We start from the raw sequence: 24,596 nt of genomic DNA, 5'->3' as shown, positions 1-24,596 counted from the left end.
GCGCGCCCGGGGGCAGAGGGCGGATGCCTCCGGCGGGAGTATTTGGCAAAAGGGCAAGCGCAGGGTCGGGTTTGCCGGATTGTGCCGGGCACAAGATCGGGGTGGCCGGCGGCGGCGGGTTTCGCTAGGTCTGGGGCATGAGCGATACCCCTGCCCTGCCCCGCGCGGCCGTTCCCGGCGGCGATACCCTGCCCGGTTTCCTGTACGCGCTGACGGCCTATCTGCTGTGGGGGTTCCTGCCGATCTACATGAAGGCGCTGGCGCATATCCCGCCGGTCGAGGTGATCGCGCACCGGGTGATCTGGTCGGTGCCGATCGCGATCCTGGTCCTGGTCTGGCTGGGCCGGACGGCGGACCTGAAGGCCGCCTTGCGCAGCCCCCGGATGCTGGGCATGGCCGCGATGACGGCGGCGCTGATCAGCGTGAACTGGGGGATCTATGTCTGGGCCATCGGATCCGGCCATGCGCTGGATGCCGCACTCGGCTATTACATCAATCCGCTGTTTTCCATCTTCCTTGGCGCGGTCCTGCTGGGCGAGCGGATGGCGCGGATGCAGATGGCGGCGATCGCGCTGGCGGTGGCGGCGGTCGGCATCCTGACCTGGGAGGCCGGGCGGCTGCCGGTGGTGGCGCTGGGGCTGACGCTGACCTGGGGGGCCTATGCCTATCTCAAGCGGCGGTTGCCGATCGGGCCGAACCAGGGCTTCACGCTGGAGGTGCTGATCCTGCTGGCCCCGGCGCTGGCCTATGTCGGCTGGTTGCAGGCGCAGGGCACCGGGCATTTCCTGCAAGGAGTGGCCTGGGACAATGCGCTGCTTCTGGGCTGTGGGATCGTGACGGCGGTGCCGCTGATGATCTATGCCAACGGCGCCAAGGGGCTGACCCTGTCCACCATCGCCATCATGCAATACATCGCGCCGACCATGATCTTCCTGACCGCGGTCTTCATCTTCGGCGAGCCGTTCAGCGGCGTGAAGCTTTTGGCCTTCAGCCTGATCTGGGCGGCGCTGGCGATCTATTCGCTGCCGATCCTCGCCGCACGCATCAGTCGGGCCGGCTGATCTGCCCGCCGCCGACCAGCGCGGGCGCGCCGGTGGTGTCGGGGCCAGAGGTCGCCATCTTGCGCAGGACGCGGACCGCGAGGAAGGCAAAGGCCTGGGCTTCCAGCATGTCGCCGTCGAGACCCACGTCCTCGACCGGCAGGATCGTGCAGGGGATGCGGCGGCGCAGTTCGCCCAGCATCACCGGGTTGAGCCGCCCGCCGCCGGTGACGAGGATTCGCGTCACGGGGGCCGGAAAGTGGATCTGCGCCTGGGCCACGCAGGCGGCGGCAAGGGCGGTCAGCGTGGCGGCGGCATCGGCGTCGGACAGGAGGTCCAGCCGCGCGACCAGATCGGCAAAGGCATTGCGGTCCAGCGACTTGGGCGGCGCAAGGTCGAACCAGGGATGGCGCAGGAAGCGCGCCAGGAAGTCCTCGTCCACCTCGCCCCGGGCGGCGAGCGCGCCGTCCTCGTCCAGCGCCTTGCCGAGCCGGACCTGCATCAGGTCGTTCAGGGGCGCATTGGCCGGGCCGGTGTCGAATGCGAGAAGCGCGCCGGGGTTTTCCGGGCCGGGCGCGGTGGGGTCGATCCAGGTGATGTTGCCGACGCCGCCGAGGTTGAGGAAGGCGAGCGGCTCGGTCGCGCCGAGGTGGCGGGCCAGCGCGAAATGGTAGAAGGGCGCGAGCGGCGCCCCCTGCCCGCCGATGGTCACGTCGGCGCTGCGGAAGTCCCAGACAGTGGGCAGGCCGAGCAGCTGGGCGAAGATTGCGCCGTTGCCGCATTGATGCGTGCCGCGCCCGGCGGGCTCGTGCGCGAGGGTCTGGCCGTGGAAGCCCAGCACCTCGGCCCCGGTAAAGCGGGAGAGGACCTCGGCATGGGCGGTCTCGACCACCTCGGCGGCGGCGGCGGTTTCGGGATCGCCCGGCCAGTGGCCGAGCGCGGCGCGGAGCACTGCCCGCTCTTCGTCCGAATAGGGGCGATAGGCGGAGGGGCCGAAGGCGAAGACCGCGTGCCCGTCGGTCTTGATCATCGCCGCATCGACGCCGTCGAGCGATGTGCCCGACATCGCCCCCAGCGCCCACAAGGCCCCGTACTTCCGCATCTTCCCTTGCGCCTCACGCGAAGCTATACCGCGCGACATCCTAGACCGAGGCGGCCATGCTCTACCATCCGAAATCTGACTTCATGCGTGTGATGTTCGAGCGGGGCTTTGTTGCCGATTGCACGGATTATCAGGCGCTTGACGAGGCATTGTTGAAGGGTGTGGTGCCGGCCTACATCGGCTATGACGCGACCGCCCCCAGCCTGCATGTCGGGCATCTGATGAACATCATGGTGCTGCGCTGGTTGCAGAAGACCGGGCACAAGCCGATCACGCTGATGGGCGGGGGGACGACCAAGGTGGGCGACCCCTCGTTCCGGTCGGAGGAGCGGCCGTTGCTGACGCCCGAGGCGATCGACGCCAACATCGCGGGGCTGAAGAAGGTCTTTGCAAATTACCTGACCTATGGCGATGGCCCGACCGACGCCATCATGCTGAACAATGCCGAATGGCTGGACAATCTGAACTATCTGGATTTCCTGCGCGACATCGGGCGGCATTTCAGCGTCAACCGGATGCTGTCGTTCGAGAGCGTGAAATCCCGGCTGGACCGCGAGCAGTCGCTGTCCTTCCTGGAATTCAACTACATGATCCTGCAAGCCTATGATTTCCTTGAAATCCATCGGCGCTATGGCTGCCTGTTGCAGATGGGCGGGTCGGACCAGTGGGGCAATATCATCAACGGGATCGACCTGACGCGCCGGGTGATCGACAAGGAGATCTTTGGGCTTACGACGCCGCTTCTGACCACGAGCGACGGGCGCAAGATGGGCAAGTCGGCAAGCGGCGCGGTCTGGCTGAACGGCGACATGCTGTCGCCCTACGAATTCTGGCAGTTCTGGCGCAACACGACCGATGCCGATGTGGGCCGGTTCCTGAAGATCTTCACCGAGCTGCCGGTCGAGGAATGCGACCGGCTGGGCAGCCTTGGCGGGGCAGAGATCAACCAGGCGAAGATCCTCCTGGCGAACCTGGCGACGGGCCTTCTGCACGGGGCCGAGGCGGCGGCGGCGGCGGAAGCCACGGCGCGGGAAGTGTTCGAGAAGGGCGGGATCGGCGACGACCTGCCGACGGTCACGCTGGACGTGACCGAGATCGCCGAGGGTGTGGGGATCGTGCAGCTGTTCGTGCGGGCCGGGCTGGCGGCGAGCGGCAAGGAGGCGAAGCGGCTGATCGCCGAGGGCGGCGCTCGGGTGAACGACGAACTCATCACCGACCCCGGCCTGCGCTATGGCGCGAGTCACCTGGTCGAGCCTCTGAAGCTGACCGCCGGCAAGAAGCGCCATGCCCTGGTGGTACTGGCCTGATAGCGGCAGGGCGGGTGCGACCGCCCTGCCCCGTCCTCAGTCCTGAACGGTGACCCTGACCATCACGTCGGCCGGGGCCGAGACCTCGCCGTTCTGGCCCTCGCCGCGCTTGATCGCGTCCACGACCTCCATCCCCGAGATGACCTTGCCGAAGATGGTATACTGGCCATCGAGGAAGCTGGCATCGCCGAAGGTGATGAAGAACTGGCTGTTGGCGCTGTTCGGGTCCTGGGCGCGGGCCATGCCGACCACGCCGCGCTGGAAGCTGAGCGTGTCGGTGAACTCGGCCGGGATGTCGGGCTTCGACGAGCCGCCACGCCCGGCCATGGACATATCGCCCCCGGCCTTGCCGAACTGCACGTCGCCGGTCTGGGCCATGAAACCGTCGATCACGCGGTGAAAGACCACGTTGTCATAGGCGCCCTCCTTCGCCAGCGCGACGATCTGTTCGACATGCTTTGGCGCGACATCGGGCAGGAGGTCGATGACCACTGTGCCGTTGGCCTGGCCGGCGATCTCGATCACCAGGTTCGGGCCGGGGCCATCGGCTTCCTGGGCGAAGGCGGGGGCGGTGACGGTGGCCAGCGCCGCGGCAAGGATCAGCTTACGCGACATCGGCGGCCACCCGGACAGAGATCATGCGGTCGGGATTCGCCGGCGGTTCGCCCCGGGCGATCTTGTCCACGTGCTCCATCCCCGAGATCACGCGGCCATAGACGGTGTATTGTCCGTTCAGGAAATGGTTGTCGCGGAAGTTGATGAAGAACTGGCTGTTCGCAGAGTTCGGGTTCTGCGAGCGCGCGGCCCCGAGGGTCCCCCGGTCGTGCGGGAGTTTCGAGAACTCGGCCGGCAGGTCCGGATACTGCGACCCGCCCGTCCCCGCCCGGCGCGGGTTGTAGCCGGGCGAGGCCATGTTGGCGTTTTCCACGTCGCCGGTCTGGGCCATGAAGCCCTCGATCACCCGGTGGAAGGCCACGTTGTCATAGGCCTTGTCGCGGGCCAGCTGCTTCATGCGCTCGGCATGCTTGGGGGCCACGTCGGCCAGCAGCTCGATCACCACCTCGCCGTCCTTCAGCGTGATGATGATGGTGTTTTCCGGGTCCTTTATCTCGGCCATCGGAGTCTCCTTCGGGATTGCGGTCGGGCGCGACCGTAGCGGCGGCATCCGGCCAAGGGAAGCGCAAAGCGTCGCAAGCGGTTGACGGGCGCGTGATATCGGGGGCATGTGCAGGCAGGCTTTCACGGAGGATGACACGATGCCCTGGAAAACGCTGGACGAGATGGACCTTGACGGCAAGGTGGTGCTGGTGCGGGTGGACATCAACGTGCCGATGGAGGCCGGTCGTGTCACCGACATGACCCGGATCGACAAGATCCGGCCCACGGTGGACGACATCATGGCCAAGGGCGGCAAGGTGGTGCTGCTGGCGCATTTCGACCGGCCGAAGGGCAAGGTGGTGCCCGAGATGAGCCTGTCCCATGTCGTCGAGGCGCTGGCCGGATCGCTGGGGCGGAAGGTGGTCTTCGGGACTGATTGCGTCGGCGCACCTGCCGCAGAGGCCATCGCCAAGGCCGTGCCGGGCGAGGTCGTGCTTCTGGAGAATACCCGCTTCCATCCGGGCGAGGAGAAGAACGATCCCGCGCTTGCCGCCGAGATGGCGAAACTGGGCCAGGTCTATGTGAACGACGCCTTTTCCGCCGCGCACCGGGCGCATGCCTCGACCGAGGGGCTGGCGCGGCTGTTGCCGGCGGCGGCGGGCCGGCTGATGGAAGCGGAGCTGAAAGCGCTGGAGGCGGCGCTGGGGTCGCCCGAGCGGCCGGTGGTGGCGGTGGTCGGGGGTGCCAAGGTCTCGACCAAGATCGAGTTGCTGGCGAACCTGGTCACCAAGGTCGATCACCTGGTGATCGGCGGGGGGATGGCGAACACCTTCCTCGTGGCCGAGGGGATCGAGGTCGGCCGGTCGCTGGCCGAGCGCGAGATGGCCGAGACCGCGCGCGAGATCCGGCACCGGGCGCAGAACGCGGGGTGCCAGATCCATCTGCCCGTCGATGTGGTGGTGGCGCGCGAGTTCAAGGCCGGGGCGGAGAGCCAGACGGTGGGCGTTCACCATTGCCCGCCCGACGCGATGATCCTGGATGCCGGGCCCGAGACGGTTCGGCGGCTGGAGCAGGTCTTTGCCGAGGCCAAGACGCTGATCTGGAACGGGCCGCTGGGGGCCTTCGAGATCGAGCCCTTCGATGCCGCGACCAATGCGGCCGCGCAGGCGGTGGCGCGGCTGACCAAGGCCGGCAAGCTGATCTCGGTCGCGGGCGGCGGCGATACGGTGGCCGCGCTGAACGCGGCGGGGGCGGCGGAGGATTTCACCTTCATCTCCACCGCCGGGGGCGCCTTCCTGGAATGGATGGAGGGCAAGGAATTGCCGGGCGTGATGGCGCTGATGGGTTGAGGGACGGGGCCGCGCCGGCTATGCCTGCGGTGACATTCGGGAGACGGACATGACCAACGCGAAGATGACCGAACAGGTGCGGAACGGGCGCGGATTCATCGCGGCCCTGGACCAGTCGGGCGGATCGACCCCCAAGGCCTTGAAGCTGTACGGGATTTCCGAAAGCGACTACTCGGGCGAGGAGCAGATGTTCGACCTGATCCACGCGATGCGGGCGCGGATCATCAAGTCGCCCGCCTTCACCGGCGACAAGGTGGTGGGGGCGATCCTGTTCGAGCAGACCATGGACCGCAAGATCGACGGCATCCCGACCGCGACCTATCTGTGGGAAAAGCGCGGGGTCGTGCCCTTCCTGAAGATCGACAAGGGGCTGGAGGCGGAAGCCGACGGCGTGCAGCTGATGAAGCCGATCCCGGGGCTGGATGCGCTTCTTGAGCGGGCGAAGAAGGCCGGGATCTTCGGCACCAAGGAGCGGTCGGTCATCAATGCGGCCAACCGCAAGGGCATCGCCGCCATCGTCGCGCAGCAGTTCGAGATCGGCCGGCAGGTGGCCGCCCACGGGCTGATGCCGATCCTGGAGCCCGAGGTCACCATCTCGATCCCCGACAAGGCCGAGGCCGAGGCGATCCTGCAGGAGGAGATCCTGAAGGCGCTGGAGGGTGTGGACGGCCAGGTCATGCTGAAGCTGTCGCTGCCCACGGTGCCGGATTTCTATCAGCCGCTGGTGAAGCATCCCAAGGTGCTGAAGGTGGTGGCGCTTTCGGGCGGCTATAGCCGGGACGAGGCGAACCGGATCCTGGCGCAGAACCACGGGATCATCGCGAGTTTCAGCCGCGCGCTGAGCGAGGGGCTGAGCGCGCAGCAGTCCGATGCCGAGTTCGACGCGGTGCTGCAGGGCGCGGTGGACGGGATCTACGCGGCCTCGATCACCTGAGACGCCGCAGCTTCGGCGCGCACGGGGGGGGCCGGCGGCCCCCCGTTTGCGTTCAAGTCTTTGAGGACGGCGCGTTTTCGGGATTCACAAGCGATTCGGCTTATGTCATGATTCGCCAAAGGCCCGCATGAGACGGGCCGGAGAAGGGCGCATGTCGGCAGCACAATCGCAACGGGGACTTGGGGGACTGGCCTATCTGGCCTTCGTCTCGGCGCTGGGGGTCTATTTCACCTTCAACGCCGTGCAGGGCGACTACGGCATGTTCGCCCGCGTCGCGATCCATGCCGAGGCGGAGGGCCTGCGGGCCGAACGCGACCGGCTTTCGGCGGAACTGGCCGAGATGGAGAACCTGACGCACCGCCTGTCGGACACCTATCTGGACCTCGACCTGCTGGACCAGCAGGCGCGCGACGTGCTGGGCTACATGCGCGCCGACGAGATCGCCATCCGCTGAAGGGGCCCGCTCCCAGCCTTGACCTGGGCGCATAGGTGCCATGCCGCGCAGCCCTGCGCGGCGGGGGAGATTCCCTTTGACCCAATAAACACCGATGCTGTATGGATGGTTTAATACTAAACCATATTCTGCACCTGCAAACTGCCTGGGAGGAGCCCGATGGCGAAGAAGCCCGAAGCGAGACCGAACGTCTCGAAGGAAGAGCTGCTGAAATATTACCGCGAGATGCTGTTGATCCGCCGGTTCGAGGAAAAGGCGGGCCAGCTGTACGGCATGGGCCTGATCGGGGGGTTCTGCCACCTGTACATCGGGCAGGAAGCGGTGGTCGTGGGCCTGGAGGCGGCCGCGAAGGCGGGCGACAAGCGGATCACCAGCTACCGCGACCACGGGCACATGCTGGCCTGCGGGATGGACGCCAAGGGCGTGATGGCGGAACTGACCGGGCGCATCGGGGGCTATTCCAAGGGCAAGGGCGGCTCGATGCACATGTTCTCGAAAGAGAAACATTTCTACGGCGGGCACGGGATTGTCGGCGCGCAGGTGCCGCTGGGGGCCGGGCTGGCCTTCGCCGACAAGTATCTTGGCAATGACAGCGTGACCTTCACCTATTTCGGCGACGGCGCGGCGAACCAGGGGCAGGTCTACGAGACCTACAACATGGCCGAGCTCTGGGCGCTGCCGGTGATCTTCGTGATCGAGAACAACCAGTATGCGATGGGGACGAGCGTGAAGCGGTCCACCAAGTCCACCACGCTGTATGGCCGGGGCCTCGCCTATGGCATTCCGGGCGAGCAGGTCGACGGGATGGACGTGCTGGCAGTGAAGGCCGCGGGCGAGAAGGCGGTGGCGCATTGCCGGGCGGGGAATGGCCCGTATATCCTGGAGATGATGACCTACCGCTACCGCGGGCACTCGATGTCGGACCCCGCGAAATACCGCACGCGGGAAGAGGTCGAGAAGATCAAGACCGAGAAGGACTGCATCGAGCATGTGCGCGATCTGCTGACGCAGGGGGGGCTGGCCTCGGACGAGGAGCTGAAGGCCATCGACAAGGAGATCAAGGCGATCGTGAACGAAAGCGCGGAATTCGCCAAGGACAGCCCGGAGCCGCCGATGGACGAGCTCTGGACGGATATCTACGCGTAAGGGGGGATGTGAGATGGCAACCGAAGTACTGATGCCCGCGCTGTCCCCGACCATGGAGGAAGGGACGCTGGCGAAATGGCTGGTCAAGGAGGGTGACACGGTCAAGTCCGGCCAGATCATCGCCGAGATCGAGACCGACAAGGCGACGATGGAGTTCGAGGCGGTCGACGAAGGGATCGTCGGCAAGATCCTGGTGGCCGAGGGCACGGCGGGCGTGAAGGTGAACACGCCGATCGCGGTGCTGATCGAGGACGGGGAAACCGTGTCGGACGCTCCCAAGGCGACTCCGGCGGCGGCAGTGGCGGCACCTGCTGAAGTGCCGAAGACTGTGGCGGCTGCCCCCGTGGCTGCGCCCCCTGCCCCGGTTGCGGCGGCGGGTTGGCCGCATACCGACCTGCCCGAAGGTCCGACCAAGACGATGACGGTGCGCGAGGCGCTGCGCGAGGCGATGGCCGAGGAGATGCGGGCCGATCCGACGGTCTTCCTGATGGGGGAAGAGGTCGGCGAGTATCAGGGGGCCTACAAGATTTCGCAGGGCCTCCTGGACGAGTTCGGCGCGCGCCGGGTTGTCGATACGCCGATCACCGAGATGGGCTTTGCCGGGATCGGGGTTGGCGCCTCCTGGGGGGGCCTGAAGCCGATCGTCGAGTTCATGACCTTCAACTTCTCGATGCAGGCCATCGACCACATCATCAACTCGGCGGCCAAGACGCTGTACATGTCGGGGGGCCAGATGGGCAGCCCGATGGTGTTCCGCGGCCCGAATGGCGCGGCGGCGCGGGTGGGGGCGCAGCACAGCCAGGACTTCGCGGCCTGGTATGCGGCGATCCCGGGGCTGAAGGTCTGCATGCCCTATTCGGCGGCGGATGCGAAGGGTCTCTTGAAGACCGCGATCCGGGACCCGAACCCGGTGGTCTTCCTGGAGAACGAGATCCTGTACGGGCGGTCCTTCGAGGTGCCGACGGATGGAGATTTCACCATTCCGTTCGGCAAGGCCAGTATCCTGCGGCCGGGGACGGATGTGACGGTGGTGTCCTTCGGGATCGGCTGTTCGCACGCCCTGGCGGCGGCGGAGGAGCTGGCGAAGGAGGGGATCAGCGCCGAGGTGGTGAACCTGCGGACGTTGCGCCCCATCGACTATGACACGGTGCTGGCTTCGGTGATGAAGACCAACCGCTGCGTCACGGTCGAGGAAGGCTTCCCGGTGGGCTCGATCGGCGACCACCTTGCCTCGACGATCATGCAGCGGGCGTTCGACTATCTGGACGCCCCTGTCGTGACCTGCACGGGCAAGGACGTGCCGATGCCCTATGCCGCGAACCTGGAAAAGTTCGCGCTGATCACCCCGGCGGAGGTTGTCACCGCCGTCAAGTCCGTCTGCTACAGGTAGAGGTGAGGCCATGGCGACCGAAATTCTGATGCCGGCCCTGTCCCCGACGATGGAAGAGGGCACGCTGGCCAAGTGGCTGGTGAAGGAAGGCGATGCGGTGAAGTCGGGCCAGATCCTGGCCGAGATCGAGACCGACAAGGCGACGATGGAGTTCGAGGCGGTCGACGAGGGTGTGGTGGGCCGTATCCTGGTGGCCGAAGGCACGGCGGGCGTGAAGGTCAACACGCCCATCGCGGTGCTGCTGGAGGAAGGGGAGGATGCCTCGGCGGCCGCAGCGCCGAAAGCCTCCGCTGCTGCCTCCTCGTCCGCCTCCTCGGCTGTCGCCGCGTCGGGCGGCTCGTCGGTGGCACCTGCACCTGCCGCGGCCCCTGCCCCGGCGGCGGGTGGCGCCCGGGTGTTCGCCTCGCCGCTGGCGCGTCGGATCGCCAAGGAGAGGGGCCTGGACCTTTCAGCCCTGAAGGGTTCGGGTCCGCATGGGCGGATCGTGCGTGCGGATGTGGAAGCCGCGCTGCCGGGTGCGGCGAAGCCCGAGGCTGCTCCGGTGGCCGAGGCCGCGAAGGCGGCAGCCCCTGCCCCTGCCCCTGCTCCGGCTGCGGCGATGCCGACGGGCATGGCGGCCGAGACGGTGCTGAAGATGTATGCGGATCGCGCCTACGAGGAAATGCCGCTCGACGGCATGCGCCGCACCATCGCGGCACGTCTGACCGAGGCGAAACAGACGATCCCGCATTTCTATCTGCGCCGCGAAGTGCGGCTGGATGCGCTGATGGCGTTCCGCGAGCAGCTGAACAGGCAGCTTGAGGGGCGCGGGGTGAAGCTGTCGGTGAACGACTTCATCATCAAGGCCTGCGCGATGGCCTTGCAGGCGGTGCCGAACGCGAACGCGGTCTGGGCGGGCGACCGTATGCTGCGGCTGAAGCCGTCGGACGTGGCGGTGGCCGTGGCGGTGGAGGGTGGGCTGTTTACCCCCGTCCTGCGCGATGCGGAGAAGAAGTCGCTGTCGGCCCTGTCGGCGGAGATGAAGGACCTGGCGGCGCGCGCGAAGACCAAGAAGCTCGCGCCGCACGAGTATCAGGGCGGGTCCTTCGCGATCTCGAACCTTGGGATGATGGGGATCGAGAACTTCGACGCGGTCATCAACCCGCCGCATGGGTCGATCCTGGCGGTGGGCGCGGGGATCAAGAAGCCGGTGGTGATGGCGGACGGGACGATCGGGGTGGCGACGGTGATGTCGATGACCCTGTCGGTGGATCACCGGGTGATCGACGGGGCCCTGGGGGCAGAGTTCCTGAAGGCCGTGATCGAGGCGCTGGAAAACCCGATGGTGATGCTGGCGTGATCTTGTTGAGGTGGGGGACTTCGCGTCCCCCACACCCCCTGCGGGATATTTCTGGACAGATGAAATTGGGGGGGTTCGGTCCCCCTTTTCTATCGGGACTTCAGTTTGTCGATGATGGTCCAGGACCGGCGGAGGACCGTAGCGGCGGTGCCTGCGACGATGATCCAGAGGGTGAGGGTCAGGGTCCAATGCGTCGCGTAGAGGGCCGCGAGGACGGTGCCAGCCGTCAGGACGGCCATGCGCTGCGGCTTGGCGAGGGGGCCGGAGAAGTCCGAGGGGAAGCCCTCGGCCCGACCAAGCTCGCGGATGTAGGCGGTCGCGATGGCAAGGGCTGCGGCGAGGAGGCCCAAGGCGGGGCTTCCTGCGGCGAGGCCGGCTCCGGCGAGGAAGAGGACGTCGGAGACGCGGTCGGGGGCCTCGTTCCAGAAGGGGCCGTCCTTGGCGCCACGGCCGCCCTCGATTGCCACCATGCCGTCGATCAGGTTGCAGACGAGGCGTGCCTGAATCGTGGCGGCGGCGAGGAGGAGGCAGAGGAACTGGGCGAAGCCGTTGCCCTGGGTGGAGAGCGCATAAAGGAAGAAGCCAGCCGTGGCGAAGCCCATCGAGGCCTGCGAGATCTGGTTCGGCGTGATCTCGCGCGCCACGGCCCAGGAGGCAAGGCGCGCGGCCCAGGCGGAGTTGCGCGAGGTGAGGGGGCGGCGGTTTTCCGAGGGTTCCGGGGGGCTCATGTGGTGGACCAGGCCCAGCGGGTGACGTGGAAGAAGATGGGTGCGGCGAAGATCACGCTGTCGAGCCGGTCGAGGAAGCCACCATGGCCTGCGATGAGATGGCCCCAGTCCTTGATCCCCCGGTCGCGCTTGATCGCTGACATGACGAGGCCGCCGAAGAAGCCCATCAGGGTAATGAGGAGGCACATTCCCGCGGCCTGGAGCGGCGTGAACGGGGTCATCCAGTAGAGCGCTGTGCCGATGGCGGTGGCGGAGAGGGTACCTCCGACCAGGCCTTCCCAGGTTTTCGATGGCGAGAGATTGGGGGCGACGCGGGTGCGGCCGATCAGCTTGCCCCAGACGTATTGCAGAACGTCGGAAAGCTGCACAACGAAGATGAGGTAGGCGATGAGGATGACGTTGCGGCCCTCGAATCCGGGGATCTGGAGGTAGAGGAGCGCAGGGACGTGGCTGGCGCAATAGACGCAGATCATAAGCGCCCACTGGGTTTCCGATACGCGGATCAGGAAATCCTTCGTGGAGCCGCGGAGCGCGGAGGCGACTGGCAGGAGAAGGAAGGCGTATACCGGGATGAAGATCGAATACATCCCGTACCAGTCGGTGGCGAGGAACCAGTATTGCAGGGGAAGGATCAGGAAGAAGCAGGCGAGGAGTGACCAGTGATCGGCGCGGTTGTGAGTCGTGAGGGTGAGGAACTCCCGAAGTGCCGCGAAGGAGCAGAGCGCGAAGAGGAGGACGACACCCGGCTTGCCGGCGATGAACGCCAGCGCGAGGCAGATCACCATCACCCACCAGGCATTGATGCGGGCGTTGAGGTTCTCGATCACCGGATTCTCGCCCGCGGGCGAGAGGCGGGCACGAAGGATCTCGCCGATGACAGAGGCGACGACAAGGATCGTGCCGACGCCGGCGAGGAGCCACAGGAGGTGCGGGGAGGTCATGCGGGCCCCTTCAGCGCGAGCAGCGCCTCACTGGCGCGGACGAGGAAGGCCTCTTTCGTTTCGTCGGGTTCGACGTGGAGCGGTGCGCCGAAGGTCAGGGTGCAGATAAGAGGCACGGGGATGACTTCGCCCTTCGGCATCACGCGGTTCAGGTTTGCGATCCAGACAGGGACAAGGTCGACGGAGGGCCGTGCCTTGGCAAGGTGGTAAAGCCCGGACTTGAAGGGAAGAAGTGGCGCGTCAGAACTGTTGCGCTGGCCTTCGGGGAAGAGGATGAGCGATGATCCCTGATCGAGGGCCGCAACCATCTGGGCCACAGGATCCTCGGTCCTCGCCTCGGGACGGCGATCGATGAGAACGGCGTTGAACACCTCGCGCCCTATGAAGGCGCGGAGGGGTGAGCTGAGCCAGTAGTCGAGCGCTGCGACGGGACGGGTCTGCCGTCTGAGCGGTGTCGGCAAGGCAGTCCACAGCAGGACGAAATCGCCGTTCGAGGAATGGTTGGCGAAATACACACGCAGACGCGGTGCCGGTTCGATCCCCTGCCACACGGCGCGCGGGGCGGTCATGAATCGCGCGAAGGTCGAGATCGCCATCCCCGTCACGCGGGCAGCGAAAGCCTTGAGGACGGGGATCATGCTAGGTTGGTCATTCCGACTTCAGGATCTGGTCCATGGTCAGCGCAGGTTGGGCGCATCCCGCCTTGCCGACAACTCGTGCCGGCACGCCGGCAACAGTCGTGTTGTGTGGCACATCCTCAAGAACAACGGACCCTGCAGCAATGCGTGAGCAATGACCGACGCGGATGTTGCCCAGCACCTTGGCTCCGGCGCCGATCAGAACGCCGTCTCCGATCTTCGGGTGCCGGTCGCCGTCTTCCTTGCCGGTGCCGCCCAGAGTGACGGAATGAAGCATCGAGACATTGTCGCCTACGACGGCCGTTTCGCCGATGACGATCGAATGGGCATGGTCGATCATGATCCCCTTGCCGACACGGGCAGCGGGGTGGATATCCACGCCGAAAACCTCTGACACCCGCATCTGGACAAAGTAGGCTAGGTCAATACGCCCGGCCTGCCAGAGCCAGTGGCCAATCCGATAGGCTTGAACAGCCTGATATCCCTTGAAGAAAAGGATCGGCTGGAGGAACCGGTGGCACGCCGGATCGCGTTCGTAGACAGCCATCAGGTCCGAACGCGCCGCCGCGCCAATTTCGGGGTCACTGTCATAGGCCTGATCGGCAATCTCCCGCAGGATCTGTTCGCTCATCTCTCCCGAGGCGAGCTTGAGGGAAAAGCGGTAGGCAAGCGCGCGCTCCATCGAGGAGTGGTGCAGGAGGCCAGAATGGATGAGACCACCGAGCAGCGGCTCGTTGCGTATGGCTTCTACCGCTTCTTCGCAGACGCGGCGCCAAACGGGATCGACGGCCGTAACTCTGGTCTTGGTCTCAAGCATCGCCATAACCTCCGATGTAGTACTTTCATACCACATCGGACACGACTGACGAGACGCATTTCTGTGGTACTACCGATCAACGGCGGTAATGACGGCAAGCCAGTTCTTGGTTCGCGAAGTTGGCTTCCGGCCCAGGCAGCCCTTGCGAGGGCCGGAGTGTGGCAAACACGGCACCATTATCGTTGCCGCTGCGCCATGTCACATGGCGACGCCGATTTTCCGGAAAGGTCCTGCGCCGAAACGCTGCGACACCTGGGCGACCGAGACGTCGAACGCGCCGGTGACTCCGTCCAGAGCCCGCATGGTGGACGTATAGGTGAACTCGGGAGAACTGACGCCATACTCGGCAACGTTTGCCGCCCCCAGGGTGATCCGCACGAGGTAGGCTTCCAACTCTTCTCCCAAAGGAACTTCTGCGGACTGCCAGCTATCTCCGTCGATCCGGGTCCTTCGCTTCCAGGTAAACTTGAGGTCTCCTGACTGATCCGAATACCGCAGATGCGCGACAGGATACGGTCGCAGGCCAATACCGCTGAATGCTTCCACACGCGTGACCACGTTGGGGTCATCGTAACCGCGCGCTGCGAGGCCGACACGATAGAACCTGGCAAGACCCCTCGCCGAGGTTGCCAGGTCGATCTGAGCGACCGCCATGTCGAGGAGCACGACCGTGCTTCCGACCGGCCAGACTTCTGGCACCGTTCCGTCAGTCCCGAGTTGTCCGCGAAGTCGGCATGAGAGTTCGTAAGTGTCCGGAGCGACAAGTTGGGCGTCCCTGAACTGGATGATCTCCCAGTTGGCGACGCTACCGTCGCCAATCGCCAAGGCATTTGCCCCATTCAAAACCGAAGTAGCGGAAACAGAGGAGAGCTCGCCGCCAATAATCCTGACGCGCAGCGGCGGACCGTAGTCCCACAGACCTGGTCGGTGGGCGGTCAAGGGTGACTCGGTTACCCCAACGATAGCCGACGCACCGATCAGACGGTTGATCTCATAACCGGCATCCTCGTTCGAGGACCAGGCGGCGACCGATCCAGGCCACGGTTGGGCCGCCACAGCAACATGCGGGGCGTGCGGCACTTCCTCTCCTGTCAGCAGCGGCAAGTCCAGGAACACAGGAAGGACCGGCACAGGTGCCACATAGGGCCGGACGGAAATCGTCTCATCCGCTCGGCTGGACGGCAGCAATGTTCCGGGCTCGACGCGCACAGCCTCGAGGATCTGACCTTCCGCCTGCTCGACCCGATCGACCCGGAACCGGCGCCCCGAATAGCCGAAGACATCGCCAGCCCCGAGGGCGAGCCGAGATTTCGGCAAGGCAAAGCGAAGAGTGTCGCGAGCGACCCGCGCTTCGGCCATCCAGCGTTCCACCACCCCCAGGGCCTCAAGTCTGGTCAGGGCCAAGGGCAGGTCGCTCTGCGAAACCGAAGCCGATTCATCCTGGGGGTATCGAGTCTCGACGGCACGGACTTCGTAGCTCGATTGCGCGTCCACATACCCCAGTCGGATCAGGCCTGCGGTATCGGATTCCCCAAGCCGCGTTGCCTCAATGCGACCGTCCACGTCGGACGAAAGGGCGAGGTCGTCCTCCGTGACCTTGGCTTGTATCCGGGCGGTCCGATTGCGAAAGACAATGCGACCCTCGCGCTCGAAAGCATCGAACCCAAGGGCCAGCATCAAGGGCTGCAGCGTTGCTCGTCCTGTTGTTAGATCGGCCTGCTGGTAGCCACGTACCAGCCCAAAGAGCGATCGGACATCAATTGCCTCGACGCCTGAGCCCCGGCAGACTTCGGCTACGACCGCCGAAAGCGGCTGGTTTGATGCCCTACCATTCAGCCAGTGACCGCGGGTGTAGTTCGCTCCGTCACTCCAGACATCGACCTGTCCCGGGAACTCGGGGAAAGGGCGAGAGTCCCAAGCCCAGGCGTAGGCATGCTCTGTGTCGATCATCGGACCGGCGTAGATCGAGGACACCGGGTTGTTGCCCTCATCGGACCAGAAAGACGACATCGCGATCAGATATTGCATCTGGATCAGGTCGTCCCGCCGCCCGTTTGACCAGGCAGGCAGACCGGATTCCGAGGACTTGGTGTCCACGAACTTGTTTGGCTGGTTGCTGCCCTTGTCAACCGCCGCGCAGCCATATTCCGTGAACCGGATCGGCTTCATTTCGGGAATCCAGCTCGACGGAACAGAAGATCGGACGCCATCCAGCCGATCATGGTGAAGGTTCGACCACCAGGACCGGATATCCTTGTACCTGAAGACCCAAGGCTCTCCGTATGCGTCATCCCTGATCGGCAGCCTGCGCTGGGCCTGCGCCCCCTCTGCGCCGGCGTAATACCAGTCGAACCCCTCTCCGCCGGCAATGTTTGCCGTCAAGTAGAGCGGATTGTAGATCGATCCGAAATCTGCATCCGCATGATCTTCGCCATCACGCCAATCCGACATGGGCATGTAATTGTCGATGCCGATGAAATCGATGTTCGGGTCGGCCCAAAGCGGGTCAAGATGGAAGTAGACGCTGCCGTCGGCATGATAGCCGAAGTACTCTGACCAGTCTGCCGCATAGCTGATCTTGACCCCGGGTCCCAGGATCGACCTGACATCTGCCGCAAGCGCACGAAGCGCCGCGACGGCAGGGAAGGAATCGCCCGCACCACGGATCTGGGTCAGCGAACGCATTTCGGAGCCGATGCAGAAAGACTCGACTCCGCCGGCTGCAACGCAGAGATGCGCGTAGTGCAGAATGAACCGACGAAGGCCCCATTCATTCGGGCCGGAATATATCACGGTCTCGCCGTTGACCGTGAAGTGTGACGGCAGGGCTGTCCCGAAGAAGGCAGCAACCTCCGCTTCAGCGGCAGTCGTGCGATCCGGCGATCCGGGGCGTCCGGGGGCCGTCGAAAGCGTCACTCTTCCCCGCCATGGCAATGCTGGCTGGGTCAGGGCACCCGTCCAGGGATCAGGCAGGGTATTGCCGGAAACCTGATCCATCAGGATGAACGGATAGAACATGACATCCTTGCCGGCAGTCCGCATCGCGCGGATCGCTTCGATCACTGATGCATCCGACGGTGTCCCACCATAGATCGACACCCCTTCGACCTTTGGCACCACTTGTGCCTGCGCGCGCGAAATGCCGCCGGACCGCCACGGCATGCCGACACCGTCCAGCAGGGTTTGCTCAACCTTCGGCCGTATGGTGCAGGATGCGCATCGCAGGTCGTCACCAAACCAGGAAACGACCAGGGATACGGCATTGGCCGCCGGCAGTTCCTGCTTCAGTTGCTCGAAGCTGGTCGCAAAGTCGGTCTTGCCCGAAGGCGAATGGACGTTCGCGCTCCGGTTGCGCCCGGGACCTTCGGCATAATGAACCGGCGTCGTGGCCAGCCCGTATTCCCCGGTGCCGGGGATCAGCGCCACGCCACGAATGATCTGATCGAGGGTCTCGGCAGCCCCCTGCGCGGCCCGGACCACTTCGAAACTGAATTGTGGCACCCGGTTGCCATAGGACGAAAGCTCCAGCCCCTCGATCACGACATAGGCCAGTCCACGATAGGCAGGAGCCAGCCCCGCGCCCTCCACCGCCTCGATCAACGGATCGGGCAATTGCGTTTCGCTTCCCGGATAGACGCGCATGTTCAGGTCCAGCGCCGAGATTTCGTTCCCGTCCGCCCAGATGCGGCCAACACGCAGGATCTCGCCCTCGCACAGTCCGATAGCGAGGCTGACCGAGTAGCTGTATTCGTTCACCTTGGGCTTCGGAGCCCCCTTCCCCGTCCGGCGGCGGCGCACGGTCTCGACGAATTCGGTTGCCCAGATCACCTGCCCCGCGACCCGCATCCTTCCCCAGATCCGGCCAATCGGAGCTCCTTCCCCTGCCCCGGTCAGGCGCAGCCGCTCGATCCGTCCCACATCGACCGGTTCCGACCCGACGCCAAGGACGCGCTGGTCGATTGCACGGCCGATGGTTGCGCCGATCGCCCGTCCGATTACCGCCCCCGACAGTCCAAGGACGGATCCGCCAAAACCGGCACCAACCGCAGCCCCGGCGGCGGAAAGAAGCAGCGTCGCCATTCATCTGGCTCCTTCTGGAAAGCAGAACCGCGCCACGATCCGGCGCTGCCACGGCATGGAAAGCGAACTTTCGACCACGCCGTGACCCGTGTAAGAGTGAATGAACTTCGGATGCGCCCCGACAGCGGATTGCACGCCCAGGTGCTTGGCGATGCTCCCCTCCCGCATCCGGAACAGCAGAACGTCGCCCTCTGCGGCGTCTGCAGGATCCTTGGCCCGCAGCCACCTGCTTGCAGCAGCCAGCAAGAGCTCCCGGTGGTCCGGCTCCGCCCAATCCTCGGTATAGGGAGGGACCGGTTCGGGCTCTTCGCCATAGAGTCTTCGCCAGATTCCCCGAAGCAGACCAAGGCAATCGGTTCCGGCGCCGCGGACGCTTGCCTGATGCTGATAGGGTGTTCCCATCCAGAGCCTGGCCTCGGCCAGAACAGTCTGCGAGACGGTCATGGGCCACCCCCGCCAACGCTGCGGGGCCCGCCGGCAGGTCGGTCGGGAACTGGATAGGAAGCCAGCCAGTCTTCTCCGGGAATATGCGGAAAACCTCGGAAATTCAGGAAATTGGAGAACTTGAGGCGGCAGGTCGCAGGCCGCTTGTCGCAGCCGGCGCGCAAGGTGACCATGTCCCCTGTGATGACTTCGGCCGAAATCGACTGCCAAATGTCGATCCTGCGCCCGGTGCTGTCCTGCCGGTCATTCTTGACAACGCCGACCAGGCCGGAAGCCGCACCCGAACGGACCTCGAACCGTCCGCCCTCGAACCAGTGGTCGTCGAACGCGGTGACACCGGAAAGAACAAATCCGATGCCGTCATGCACGCTCTCCACGGTTGCGGTGACGGTAAAGCCAGGCTGGTCCAGGTCGAACCGGCATCTGCTGTCGCCCAGCACGGCAGAGCAGAGCGGCGTATAGGCCATGCCGTGCGGCCGGTTCAGCCGCTCGCTCAGACCGCGCAGTTCAGCCTTGAAGGCACCACCGGACCGGGTGATTTCCCCCAGATAGCCGCGGAACTGCTCGATGAAATCATCCGGGTGCTGCCAGTTGACCAGATAGGCGCGAACCTCTGCCCCGTCGAAGCGACCGGCCAGCAGATCCGCTTCCGAGATCGAAGCGGCACTCAGCGCGCCGAAGGCTTCGGTGTTGTCGACCGACAGGCCGGTGGTCTGTTGCAGCACCCGGGCCGTTATCCCGGTATCGGCGCGGCACAAGACGCCATCAACCACGATTTCGCGGTCGTGGTCGGTAAACCCGAGAATGGTGCCGTCACGGCGCCGGAGGGTCCAGGCGCGGCAGACGGTCGTCGTGCCGCCGGCCAGATGCTCCAGCAAGGCTTCCCGCGTCATAGCCGGATCTCCACCACGGGAACGGTGGGCACATCACCCGCCTGAAACGACGCAACCGAAGTCTGGATCGTGTCCGTGTCGAAACGAACGGGCACGTCGAATTCGAAGCCCGCGGTGATCCGGGTGCCGATGTCGGGCGGAAGAGCAAAGGTGACCTCGCCGGTAGCAGAATTCACCGAAAACTCGAGGCCCTCGATCTTCTGGTCGCCCTCGATTGCGACCAGAACGGTCCCTTCAACGGGCTTCAGGAGCGGTCGCGTGTAGCTTTGCAGGCCCGACACATAGGTCTTCGACAACCGGAAGACCGTCGTCGCGCCGTCACCGATGCCGACAAGCTGGTCGTCCGGCGCCGGGGTCGAGAGAGGGGCGCAAGACTTGTAGTCGGACCAGTCCTTCCAGCGGAACCCGTGCAACTGTCCGGCCCGCGCCTCGAAAAACGCAATCAGGGTCTCGACATCGTTCAGCGACCGCAGGCCGACCCCTGCATCGTAGCGCCGGCGGGAATGCTGCCAGGGCGTGTTGCGCTCCTCGAAGCCGTTGGCCAGCGTGACGATTTCGGTGCGGCGCTCCGGCCCCCCGACCGAGCCGAAGCTCAGGTTCGCTGGAAAGCGTATTTCATGAAAGGCCATGTCTCTACCTCACCGGTTCCGTTGTCCGCGCGTCAGCGCCCGGTTCACCTGCGCCGCGACCTGGGCCTGACTGCGCTGAAAGCCCTGGACGTCAGGCGTCGTGATGTTCATCACGACATTGACCGCCCGTCCGCCGGCGGATTGCACGCCAAGCCGACCATCCGGCCCCCGCGCCAGCGGCATGATCGCCTCGGGACCGGCCTCCCCCATCAGTCCGATGCCGCTGCGCATTGGAAATGTGGTCGGGGCGCCGACGATCCCTCCCTTGGCAAAGGGCATCACCTTGCCCTGGCTGAAGGCTCCGCCCTTGGCAAAGGGCATCCCTGCCCCCATCAGGCCAGCCACGCCCTGCGCGAGGAATCCGCCAAGGGCGCCAGTCACCGGCCTCATCGCAATGGTATACACCGTGTCCAAGATGGTGCTGGCGACGCTCTTCAGGGCGTCGTTCAGCTTCATGCCGTCGAAGACCAGCCCGTCGAAGGCTTTCCGCAGGCCGCCACTGATCCCGCTCGACAGGGTATTCACCTCGCGGCCGGTGAAGGTCATCGTCTCCCGCATCCGCGCAAGCTCGCCATCGAATGCCGCCACCATCGACACCGATGACCCCAGCTGCGCCTCAAGCGCCTGGAGCTGCTCCTGCATCGTTCCGATATCCGCCATCGCGTTCTTCCTTCCTCACATCCGGGAACGCGGCGGCCAGTTCGGCCAACCGCGCGCGTGTCAGGGGCGGGACCAGACCTTCCCGCCCCAGCATGATCCGCAACTCCACCGGCGTCAGACGCCAGAACACCGCAGGCTCCAGCCTCAGCCCGTGGAGGCCGGCCTGAAGCAGCCCGCGCCAGTCGATCCTGCGCGCGCCGGCGCTCATGGCTCTTCCGGCAGCGCAAAGGCCCGCGCCAGCAACTCGGCCGCCGCCCGTGCCGCCTCGACCGGACCGCCGCCGATCTCGACCCGCAGGAGGTCGGCCGCCGTGCCCTGCCAACCGCCGCCGCGCAGCCCCGCCACGATCAACGCAAGGACGTCTCGTGTGGAAAACCGCCGCTCCTCGAACCGCTGCACCAGGTCCAGCAGCGAGCCAGCCTCCAGTGCCCCTTCCAGCTCGGCCAGGGCTCCCAGCGTGAGCTTGGCCAGATGACGTTGCCCATCCAGGACAATCGCGACTTCGCCTGCCCAGGGGTTCGCCATGTCAGAGCGCCGTGAAGGTCAGGGCGCCGGCCGAGGCCATCGCCATCTCGTAGCTGGCCTCGTCGTTATGGCTGCCCGAATATTCGATCGAGGTGATCTGGAAAGGCCCCTCGATCACGCCGAAGCTCGGGATCACCACCTGGAAATCCGGGATCTCGCCATTGAAGAACACCTGCCGGGCACGTTCGTCGGTCGCCTCGTCCCGGAACACGCCCGAGCCCGATATGACGGCCGACTTGACACCCGCCCCGGCGAGAAGCTCGCGCCAGCCGCCCTGACTTTCCAGGCTCGTGACGTCCACCGACTCCGTGTTGAAGCTGATCCGCGTGGCCCTCAGCCCCGCGATGGTGACGAACTGGCCGTCCCCCGTCTGGTCGATCTTGATCAGCAGATCCTTGCCGCTTTGCACAGCCATGTTCGCTCTCCACTAGAAAGGTTCAGGGGCGTCAGAGTTGGACCCGCGCCCGGAAGGTCAGGTCGATGCGTCGGGTTTCGCCCTCTTCGATCCGTCGCGCCGAGGCCCGCAGGAAAAACATGCTGACCAGCGCGCCGCGGCTCAGAGTCAGCGGAGCCCCGACCAGCGCGTCCGAAATGTCGGCGGCGATCGTCTTGATCGACAGAAAGCCCGTCGCATCGGTGATGACGCTGATGACCAGCTGATGCTCGGCGCCCGCGCCCGACTTGTCGGACTGGTCGCGTGTCTCTTCCGGGCCGATCAGCACGAAGGTCCCGGTGACGTTCGGCGGCACCGCGTCGTGGATCGGAACTCCGACCAGCGCGGGCCAGCCCGACAGCCGCTGGAATACGGCCGTCTGCAAGGCGGGGGCTGCTCCATAGCTCATTTCGGCACCTCCTCGCGGGCAAAGCAGGTCAAGTAGCGGCCGAACTGGTCCCGCTCGGTCACCGCCTGGATCAGGAACAGCCGGATTCCCTCGCGGAACCGCTGCCCGGCCTTCGGGCGTGACGGAGACCCTGCCGGGACGGCCCGCACTGTGATGCGGTAGGGCACCGCCGACAGCATCCGCTCCTCGCCCAACGTGTCGCTGCCGGAACCGGGCAGGACCTCCGCCCAGAGCGTGCCCAGGACCGTCCAGGCTTCGGTGAAGCCGCCCGCGCCGTCCGGGGTTCTGACGACACCCTCCAGCACCAGCGCGCGGTTCAGGTGTGGCGCGTTCATGTCCTGCCCCCGCCGAGGATCCGCACCGTGCGCCAGCGTTCGATCAGCGTCACCACTCCGAAGGGCAATCCGGCAGTCTGGGCGCCGTCGTCATGGCGATGCTCGTAATACTCGCCGGCCAGCAGCAGCACCGCCTGCCGCAGATCCACCGGAATGTCGGTCCAGGCAGCCCCGAAGCCTGCGTCGAAAACGACTTTCACCGCACCGTCGGTCGGGATCGTGGGCAGCGCCGTCCCCCTCCCCGCCAGCCGGGGCCGATGCGTGTCCTTGACCAGGCGATAGCTCGACGGCGGGGCGATGCTCTCCCCTCCCTCCGCATCGACCAAGGTCAGGCTCGCGATGCCAGCTACCGGAGCGACCGGCAGCGCCTGCTCGTCGTCGCGCCATCCCTCAAGCACCCACAGGAACCGGCGCTGAAACAGCACCTTGCCGATCCGCCCCTCAATCGCCGCAATCGCGGCGCGAAGGTAGGTCTCGATCAGCCCGTCCTGCATCCCGTCATCGGCAAACCCGGACCCCATCCGCAGATGGTCCTTCATCTCTTCCACCGGCAGCGCCAGCGACGGCACCGGAGTTTCTTCGGTCAACATCATGATCTGATCTCCGCCAGCGGCCGGGATATTGAGGCAGGTGCGGCCCGGCCCCCGGATGGGGACCGGGCCAGGCTCGTCAGGAAACCGCGACCTTCAGCAGCTTGATCGCCGAGTAGTCGGTGATGTCGCCGCCGACGCGCTTGTTGGCGTAGAACAGGACATTCGGCTTGGCCGAGAACGGGTCGCGCAGGATGCGCAGGTCCGGGCGTTCCGCGATGGTGTAGGCCGCGCGGAAGTCGCCGAAGGCGATGGGATAGGTGTTCGCCCCCACGTCCGGCATGTCTTCCGACACCAGCACCGGATAGCCCATCAGACGCGCAGGCTCGTTCGCCGCAAGGCCATCCGACCACATGAAGCGGCCATCGGCGTCCTTCATCTTGCGCACCGCGCCCACGGTCTTCGAGTTCATCACGAAGGTCGCATTGGCCCGGTAGTCGGCGCCCAGCGCGTAGACCAGGTTCACGATGCAGTCGACCGAGTTCGTCGCCGCGAAATCCGCCGCCGCGCCGGTCGGGATATAGCCGATCTGGCCCCAGGTCCAGGACGCGTTCGCCACCTTGGTCGGCAGCAGGATACCCTTCGGCTTGTCGACACCGTCGCCGTTGATGAAGGCCGCCGCTTCGGCGCGGATGAAGCGGGTGGCGATCTTCTCGGCCAGCCAGCCTTCCACGTCAAAGGCGCTGTCGTCCAGCAGGCGCTGGCTGGCCTTCGGCATCGCCGCCAGCTCGTGCAGCTTGATCGAGATGCGCTCGATGATCGGGGTCGCGGTCTCGGTGGTCGCTGCCGCTTCCGTGGCCCAGCCCGAACCGACTTCCGATCGATCCACGATCACGTCGAAGGACGAGGCCTCGACCTGCACGACATTGGCGATCGACCGCAGCGACGAGGTCGCGAACAGCATTGACCGGATGCGGTCGGCCGTCTGCGGATCGATCAGATAGCCACCATCGGCGGCCACGGCGGTGGACATCGCCTTGCCTTCCAGGGTCAGGCCGCGCAGGCCGTCATCGTCGCCCGTGCGCAGATAGGCGTTGAACGCCTTCTGATGCGGGGCCTCCGTTTCCGCGCGGTGCGAAAGCGCCGGGCGGCCATAGGACATCGTCTTTGCGTTCAGCATGGTCAGTCGCTCTTCCTGATGTTTCAGCGTGGATTTCACTTCGTCCTGAAAGCGGTTGAATTCGTTCAGGAACCCGGTCATGGCCGCCTTCGCCTCGGCGGCCGGAGACTGGTTGGTCAGAGTCTGGGCCTGGGACAAACCTTCCCCGGCCCGAGCCTTCGTCTCGGTCATCTCATCATCCTTCTCTTCAGTTGG

The 24,596-nt window shown here is 65.6% G+C and carries 27 protein-coding genes; 8 read left to right on the top strand and 19 right to left on the bottom strand.

The genetic code is table 11. The features are described 5' to 3' along the window. The first annotated feature begins 137 nt into the window (after positions 1–137). A complete protein-coding gene (gene rarD / locus ACK4IU_RS04510) occupies positions 138–1,061 on the top strand; it encodes an EamA family transporter RarD (RefSeq protein ID WP_409732086.1) in 924 nt (307 codons plus the stop codon). Here the strand turns inward: rarD and ACK4IU_RS04505 are convergent. Continuing rightward, entirely contained in the window at positions 1,045–2,142 is a 1,098-nt protein-coding gene (locus ACK4IU_RS04505) for an anhydro-N-acetylmuramic acid kinase (RefSeq protein WP_409732084.1), read from the bottom strand. The genes rarD and ACK4IU_RS04505 overlap by 17 nt on opposite strands. A gap of 56 nt (positions 2,143–2,198) precedes the next feature. Between ACK4IU_RS04505 and tyrS the strand changes: the two genes are divergently transcribed. Beyond that, positions 2,199–3,449 carry a tyrosine--tRNA ligase gene (gene tyrS / locus ACK4IU_RS04500; RefSeq protein ID WP_409732082.1) on the top strand — a complete coding sequence of 417 codons (1,251 nt, stop codon included), beginning with the start codon at positions 2,199–2,201 and terminating at the stop codon, positions 3,447–3,449. Positions 3,450–3,485: 36 nt separating this feature from the next. On the opposite strand, the gene ACK4IU_RS04495 is transcribed toward tyrS, so the two are convergent. Beyond that, a complete protein-coding gene (locus tag ACK4IU_RS04495) occupies positions 3,486–4,064 on the bottom strand; it encodes a peptidylprolyl isomerase (RefSeq protein WP_409732080.1) in 579 nt (192 codons plus the stop codon). After that, positions 4,054–4,566, bottom strand: coding sequence for a peptidylprolyl isomerase (locus tag ACK4IU_RS04490; protein WP_409732078.1), 513 nt, complete (start codon positions 4,564–4,566; stop codon positions 4,054–4,056). Before ACK4IU_RS04490 ends, ACK4IU_RS04495 begins: the two co-directional genes overlap by 11 nt. A 139-nt stretch (positions 4,567–4,705) precedes the next feature. On the opposite strand from ACK4IU_RS04490, the gene ACK4IU_RS04485 reads away from it, so the two are divergent. The 6 genes from ACK4IU_RS04485 to ACK4IU_RS04460 all read left to right on the top strand — a co-directional run bounded on the left by ACK4IU_RS04485 (position 4,706) and on the right by ACK4IU_RS04460 (position 11,159). After that, the gene (locus tag ACK4IU_RS04485; RefSeq protein ID WP_409732076.1) at positions 4,706–5,896 is read left to right on the top strand and encodes a phosphoglycerate kinase; all 1,191 of its coding nucleotides are present in this window, start codon (positions 4,706–4,708) and stop codon (positions 5,894–5,896) included. 49 nt (positions 5,897–5,945) lie between these two features. Next, the gene (locus ACK4IU_RS04480; protein WP_409732074.1) at positions 5,946–6,830 is read left to right on the top strand and encodes a fructose bisphosphate aldolase; all 885 of its coding nucleotides are present in this window, start codon (positions 5,946–5,948) and stop codon (positions 6,828–6,830) included. Positions 6,831–6,981: 151 nt separating this feature from the next. Then, positions 6,982–7,284, top strand: coding sequence for an FtsB family cell division protein (locus tag ACK4IU_RS04475; protein ID WP_409732072.1), 303 nt, complete (start codon positions 6,982–6,984; stop codon positions 7,282–7,284). A gap of 159 nt (positions 7,285–7,443) precedes the next feature. Then, positions 7,444–8,430, top strand: coding sequence for a pyruvate dehydrogenase (acetyl-transferring) E1 component subunit alpha (gene pdhA / locus ACK4IU_RS04470; protein WP_409732070.1), 987 nt, complete (start codon positions 7,444–7,446; stop codon positions 8,428–8,430). 13 nt (positions 8,431–8,443) lie between these two features. Beyond that, complete coding sequence (locus tag ACK4IU_RS04465; RefSeq protein ID WP_409732068.1) at positions 8,444–9,820, top strand: pyruvate dehydrogenase complex E1 component subunit beta; 1,377 nt, start codon at positions 8,444–8,446, stop codon at positions 9,818–9,820. Positions 9,821–9,830: 10 nt separating this feature from the next. Continuing rightward, positions 9,831–11,159, top strand: coding sequence for a pyruvate dehydrogenase complex dihydrolipoamide acetyltransferase (locus tag ACK4IU_RS04460; RefSeq protein WP_409732066.1), 1,329 nt, complete (start codon positions 9,831–9,833; stop codon positions 11,157–11,159). A gap of 89 nt (positions 11,160–11,248) precedes the next feature. Here the strand turns inward: ACK4IU_RS04460 and ACK4IU_RS04455 are convergent, their stop codons facing one another. The 16 genes from ACK4IU_RS04455 to ACK4IU_RS04380 all read right to left on the bottom strand — a co-directional run bounded on the left by ACK4IU_RS04455 (position 11,249) and on the right by ACK4IU_RS04380 (position 24,572). Further along, a complete protein-coding gene (locus tag ACK4IU_RS04455; RefSeq protein WP_409732064.1) occupies positions 11,249–11,887 on the bottom strand; it encodes a CDP-alcohol phosphatidyltransferase family protein in 639 nt (212 codons plus the stop codon). Further along, positions 11,884–12,828 (bottom strand): phosphatidate cytidylyltransferase, encoded by a 945-nt coding sequence (locus ACK4IU_RS04450; RefSeq protein ID WP_409732062.1) that lies wholly within the window; start codon positions 12,826–12,828, stop codon positions 11,884–11,886. Before ACK4IU_RS04450 ends, ACK4IU_RS04455 begins: the two co-directional genes overlap by 4 nt. Then, entirely contained in the window at positions 12,825–13,466 is a 642-nt protein-coding gene (locus tag ACK4IU_RS04445; RefSeq protein ID WP_409732060.1) for a lysophospholipid acyltransferase family protein, read from the bottom strand. The genes ACK4IU_RS04450 and ACK4IU_RS04445 overlap by 4 nt, the downstream gene beginning before the upstream one ends. 10 nt (positions 13,467–13,476) lie before the next feature. After that, positions 13,477–14,283, bottom strand: a complete 807-nt coding sequence (gene cysE / locus ACK4IU_RS04440) for a serine O-acetyltransferase (protein ID WP_149589910.1) — start codon at positions 14,281–14,283, stop codon at positions 13,477–13,479. A 198-nt stretch (positions 14,284–14,481) separates the two neighbouring features. Then, positions 14,482–18,363, bottom strand: coding sequence for a glycoside hydrolase/phage tail family protein (locus tag ACK4IU_RS04435; RefSeq protein ID WP_409732058.1), 3,882 nt, complete (start codon positions 18,361–18,363; stop codon positions 14,482–14,484). Beyond that, the gene (locus tag ACK4IU_RS04430) at positions 18,364–18,807 is read right to left on the bottom strand and encodes an NlpC/P60 family protein (RefSeq protein ID WP_409732056.1); all 444 of its coding nucleotides are present in this window, start codon (positions 18,805–18,807) and stop codon (positions 18,364–18,366) included. It lies immediately after the preceding gene. After that, the gene (locus tag ACK4IU_RS04425; RefSeq protein WP_409732054.1) at positions 18,804–19,700 is read right to left on the bottom strand and encodes a DUF2163 domain-containing protein; all 897 of its coding nucleotides are present in this window, start codon (positions 19,698–19,700) and stop codon (positions 18,804–18,806) included. Before ACK4IU_RS04425 ends, ACK4IU_RS04430 begins: the two co-directional genes overlap by 4 nt. Then, a complete protein-coding gene (locus ACK4IU_RS04420) occupies positions 19,697–20,329 on the bottom strand; it encodes a TIGR02217 family protein (RefSeq protein ID WP_409732052.1) in 633 nt (210 codons plus the stop codon). Before ACK4IU_RS04420 ends, ACK4IU_RS04425 begins: the two co-directional genes overlap by 4 nt. Positions 20,330–20,338: 9 nt before the next feature. After that, a complete protein-coding gene (locus tag ACK4IU_RS04415) occupies positions 20,339–20,989 on the bottom strand; it encodes a phage tail tape measure protein (RefSeq protein WP_409732050.1) in 651 nt (216 codons plus the stop codon). Continuing rightward, positions 20,946–21,197, bottom strand: a complete 252-nt coding sequence (locus ACK4IU_RS04410; RefSeq protein WP_409732048.1) for a rcc01693 family protein — start codon at positions 21,195–21,197, stop codon at positions 20,946–20,948. Before ACK4IU_RS04410 ends, ACK4IU_RS04415 begins: the two co-directional genes overlap by 44 nt. After that, the gene (locus tag ACK4IU_RS04405) at positions 21,194–21,514 is read right to left on the bottom strand and encodes a gene transfer agent family protein (protein WP_409732046.1); all 321 of its coding nucleotides are present in this window, start codon (positions 21,512–21,514) and stop codon (positions 21,194–21,196) included. The genes ACK4IU_RS04410 and ACK4IU_RS04405 overlap by 4 nt, the downstream gene beginning before the upstream one ends. A gap of 1 nt (position 21,515) precedes the next feature. Further along, on the bottom strand, positions 21,516–21,929 hold the full coding sequence (locus ACK4IU_RS04400) for a phage major tail protein, TP901-1 family (RefSeq protein WP_409732044.1): 414 nt from the start codon (positions 21,927–21,929) through the stop codon (positions 21,516–21,518). Between the two features lie 31 nt (positions 21,930–21,960). Further along, entirely contained in the window at positions 21,961–22,356 is a 396-nt protein-coding gene (locus ACK4IU_RS04395) for a DUF3168 domain-containing protein (protein WP_409732042.1), read from the bottom strand. Continuing rightward, on the bottom strand, positions 22,353–22,691 hold the full coding sequence (locus ACK4IU_RS04390; protein WP_409732040.1) for a head-tail adaptor protein: 339 nt from the start codon (positions 22,689–22,691) through the stop codon (positions 22,353–22,355). Before ACK4IU_RS04390 ends, ACK4IU_RS04395 begins: the two co-directional genes overlap by 4 nt. Continuing rightward, positions 22,688–23,284 carry a head-tail connector protein gene (locus tag ACK4IU_RS04385; RefSeq protein ID WP_409732038.1) on the bottom strand — a complete coding sequence of 199 codons (597 nt, stop codon included), beginning with the start codon at positions 23,282–23,284 and terminating at the stop codon, positions 22,688–22,690. The genes ACK4IU_RS04390 and ACK4IU_RS04385 overlap by 4 nt, the downstream gene beginning before the upstream one ends. Positions 23,285–23,360: 76 nt before the next feature. Beyond that, positions 23,361–24,572, bottom strand: a complete 1,212-nt coding sequence (locus ACK4IU_RS04380) for a phage major capsid protein (RefSeq protein WP_409732036.1) — start codon at positions 24,570–24,572, stop codon at positions 23,361–23,363. Positions 24,573–24,596 lie beyond the last annotated feature (24 nt).

It is taken from the genome of Tabrizicola flagellatus, from assembly GCF_046295235.1.
In the GTDB taxonomy this organism is placed as follows: domain Bacteria; phylum Pseudomonadota; class Alphaproteobacteria; order Rhodobacterales; family Rhodobacteraceae; genus Tabrizicola; species Tabrizicola flagellata_A.
Note: the sequence above shows the minus strand (reverse complement) of the source record. Positions and strands in the feature narration are given on the sequence as shown.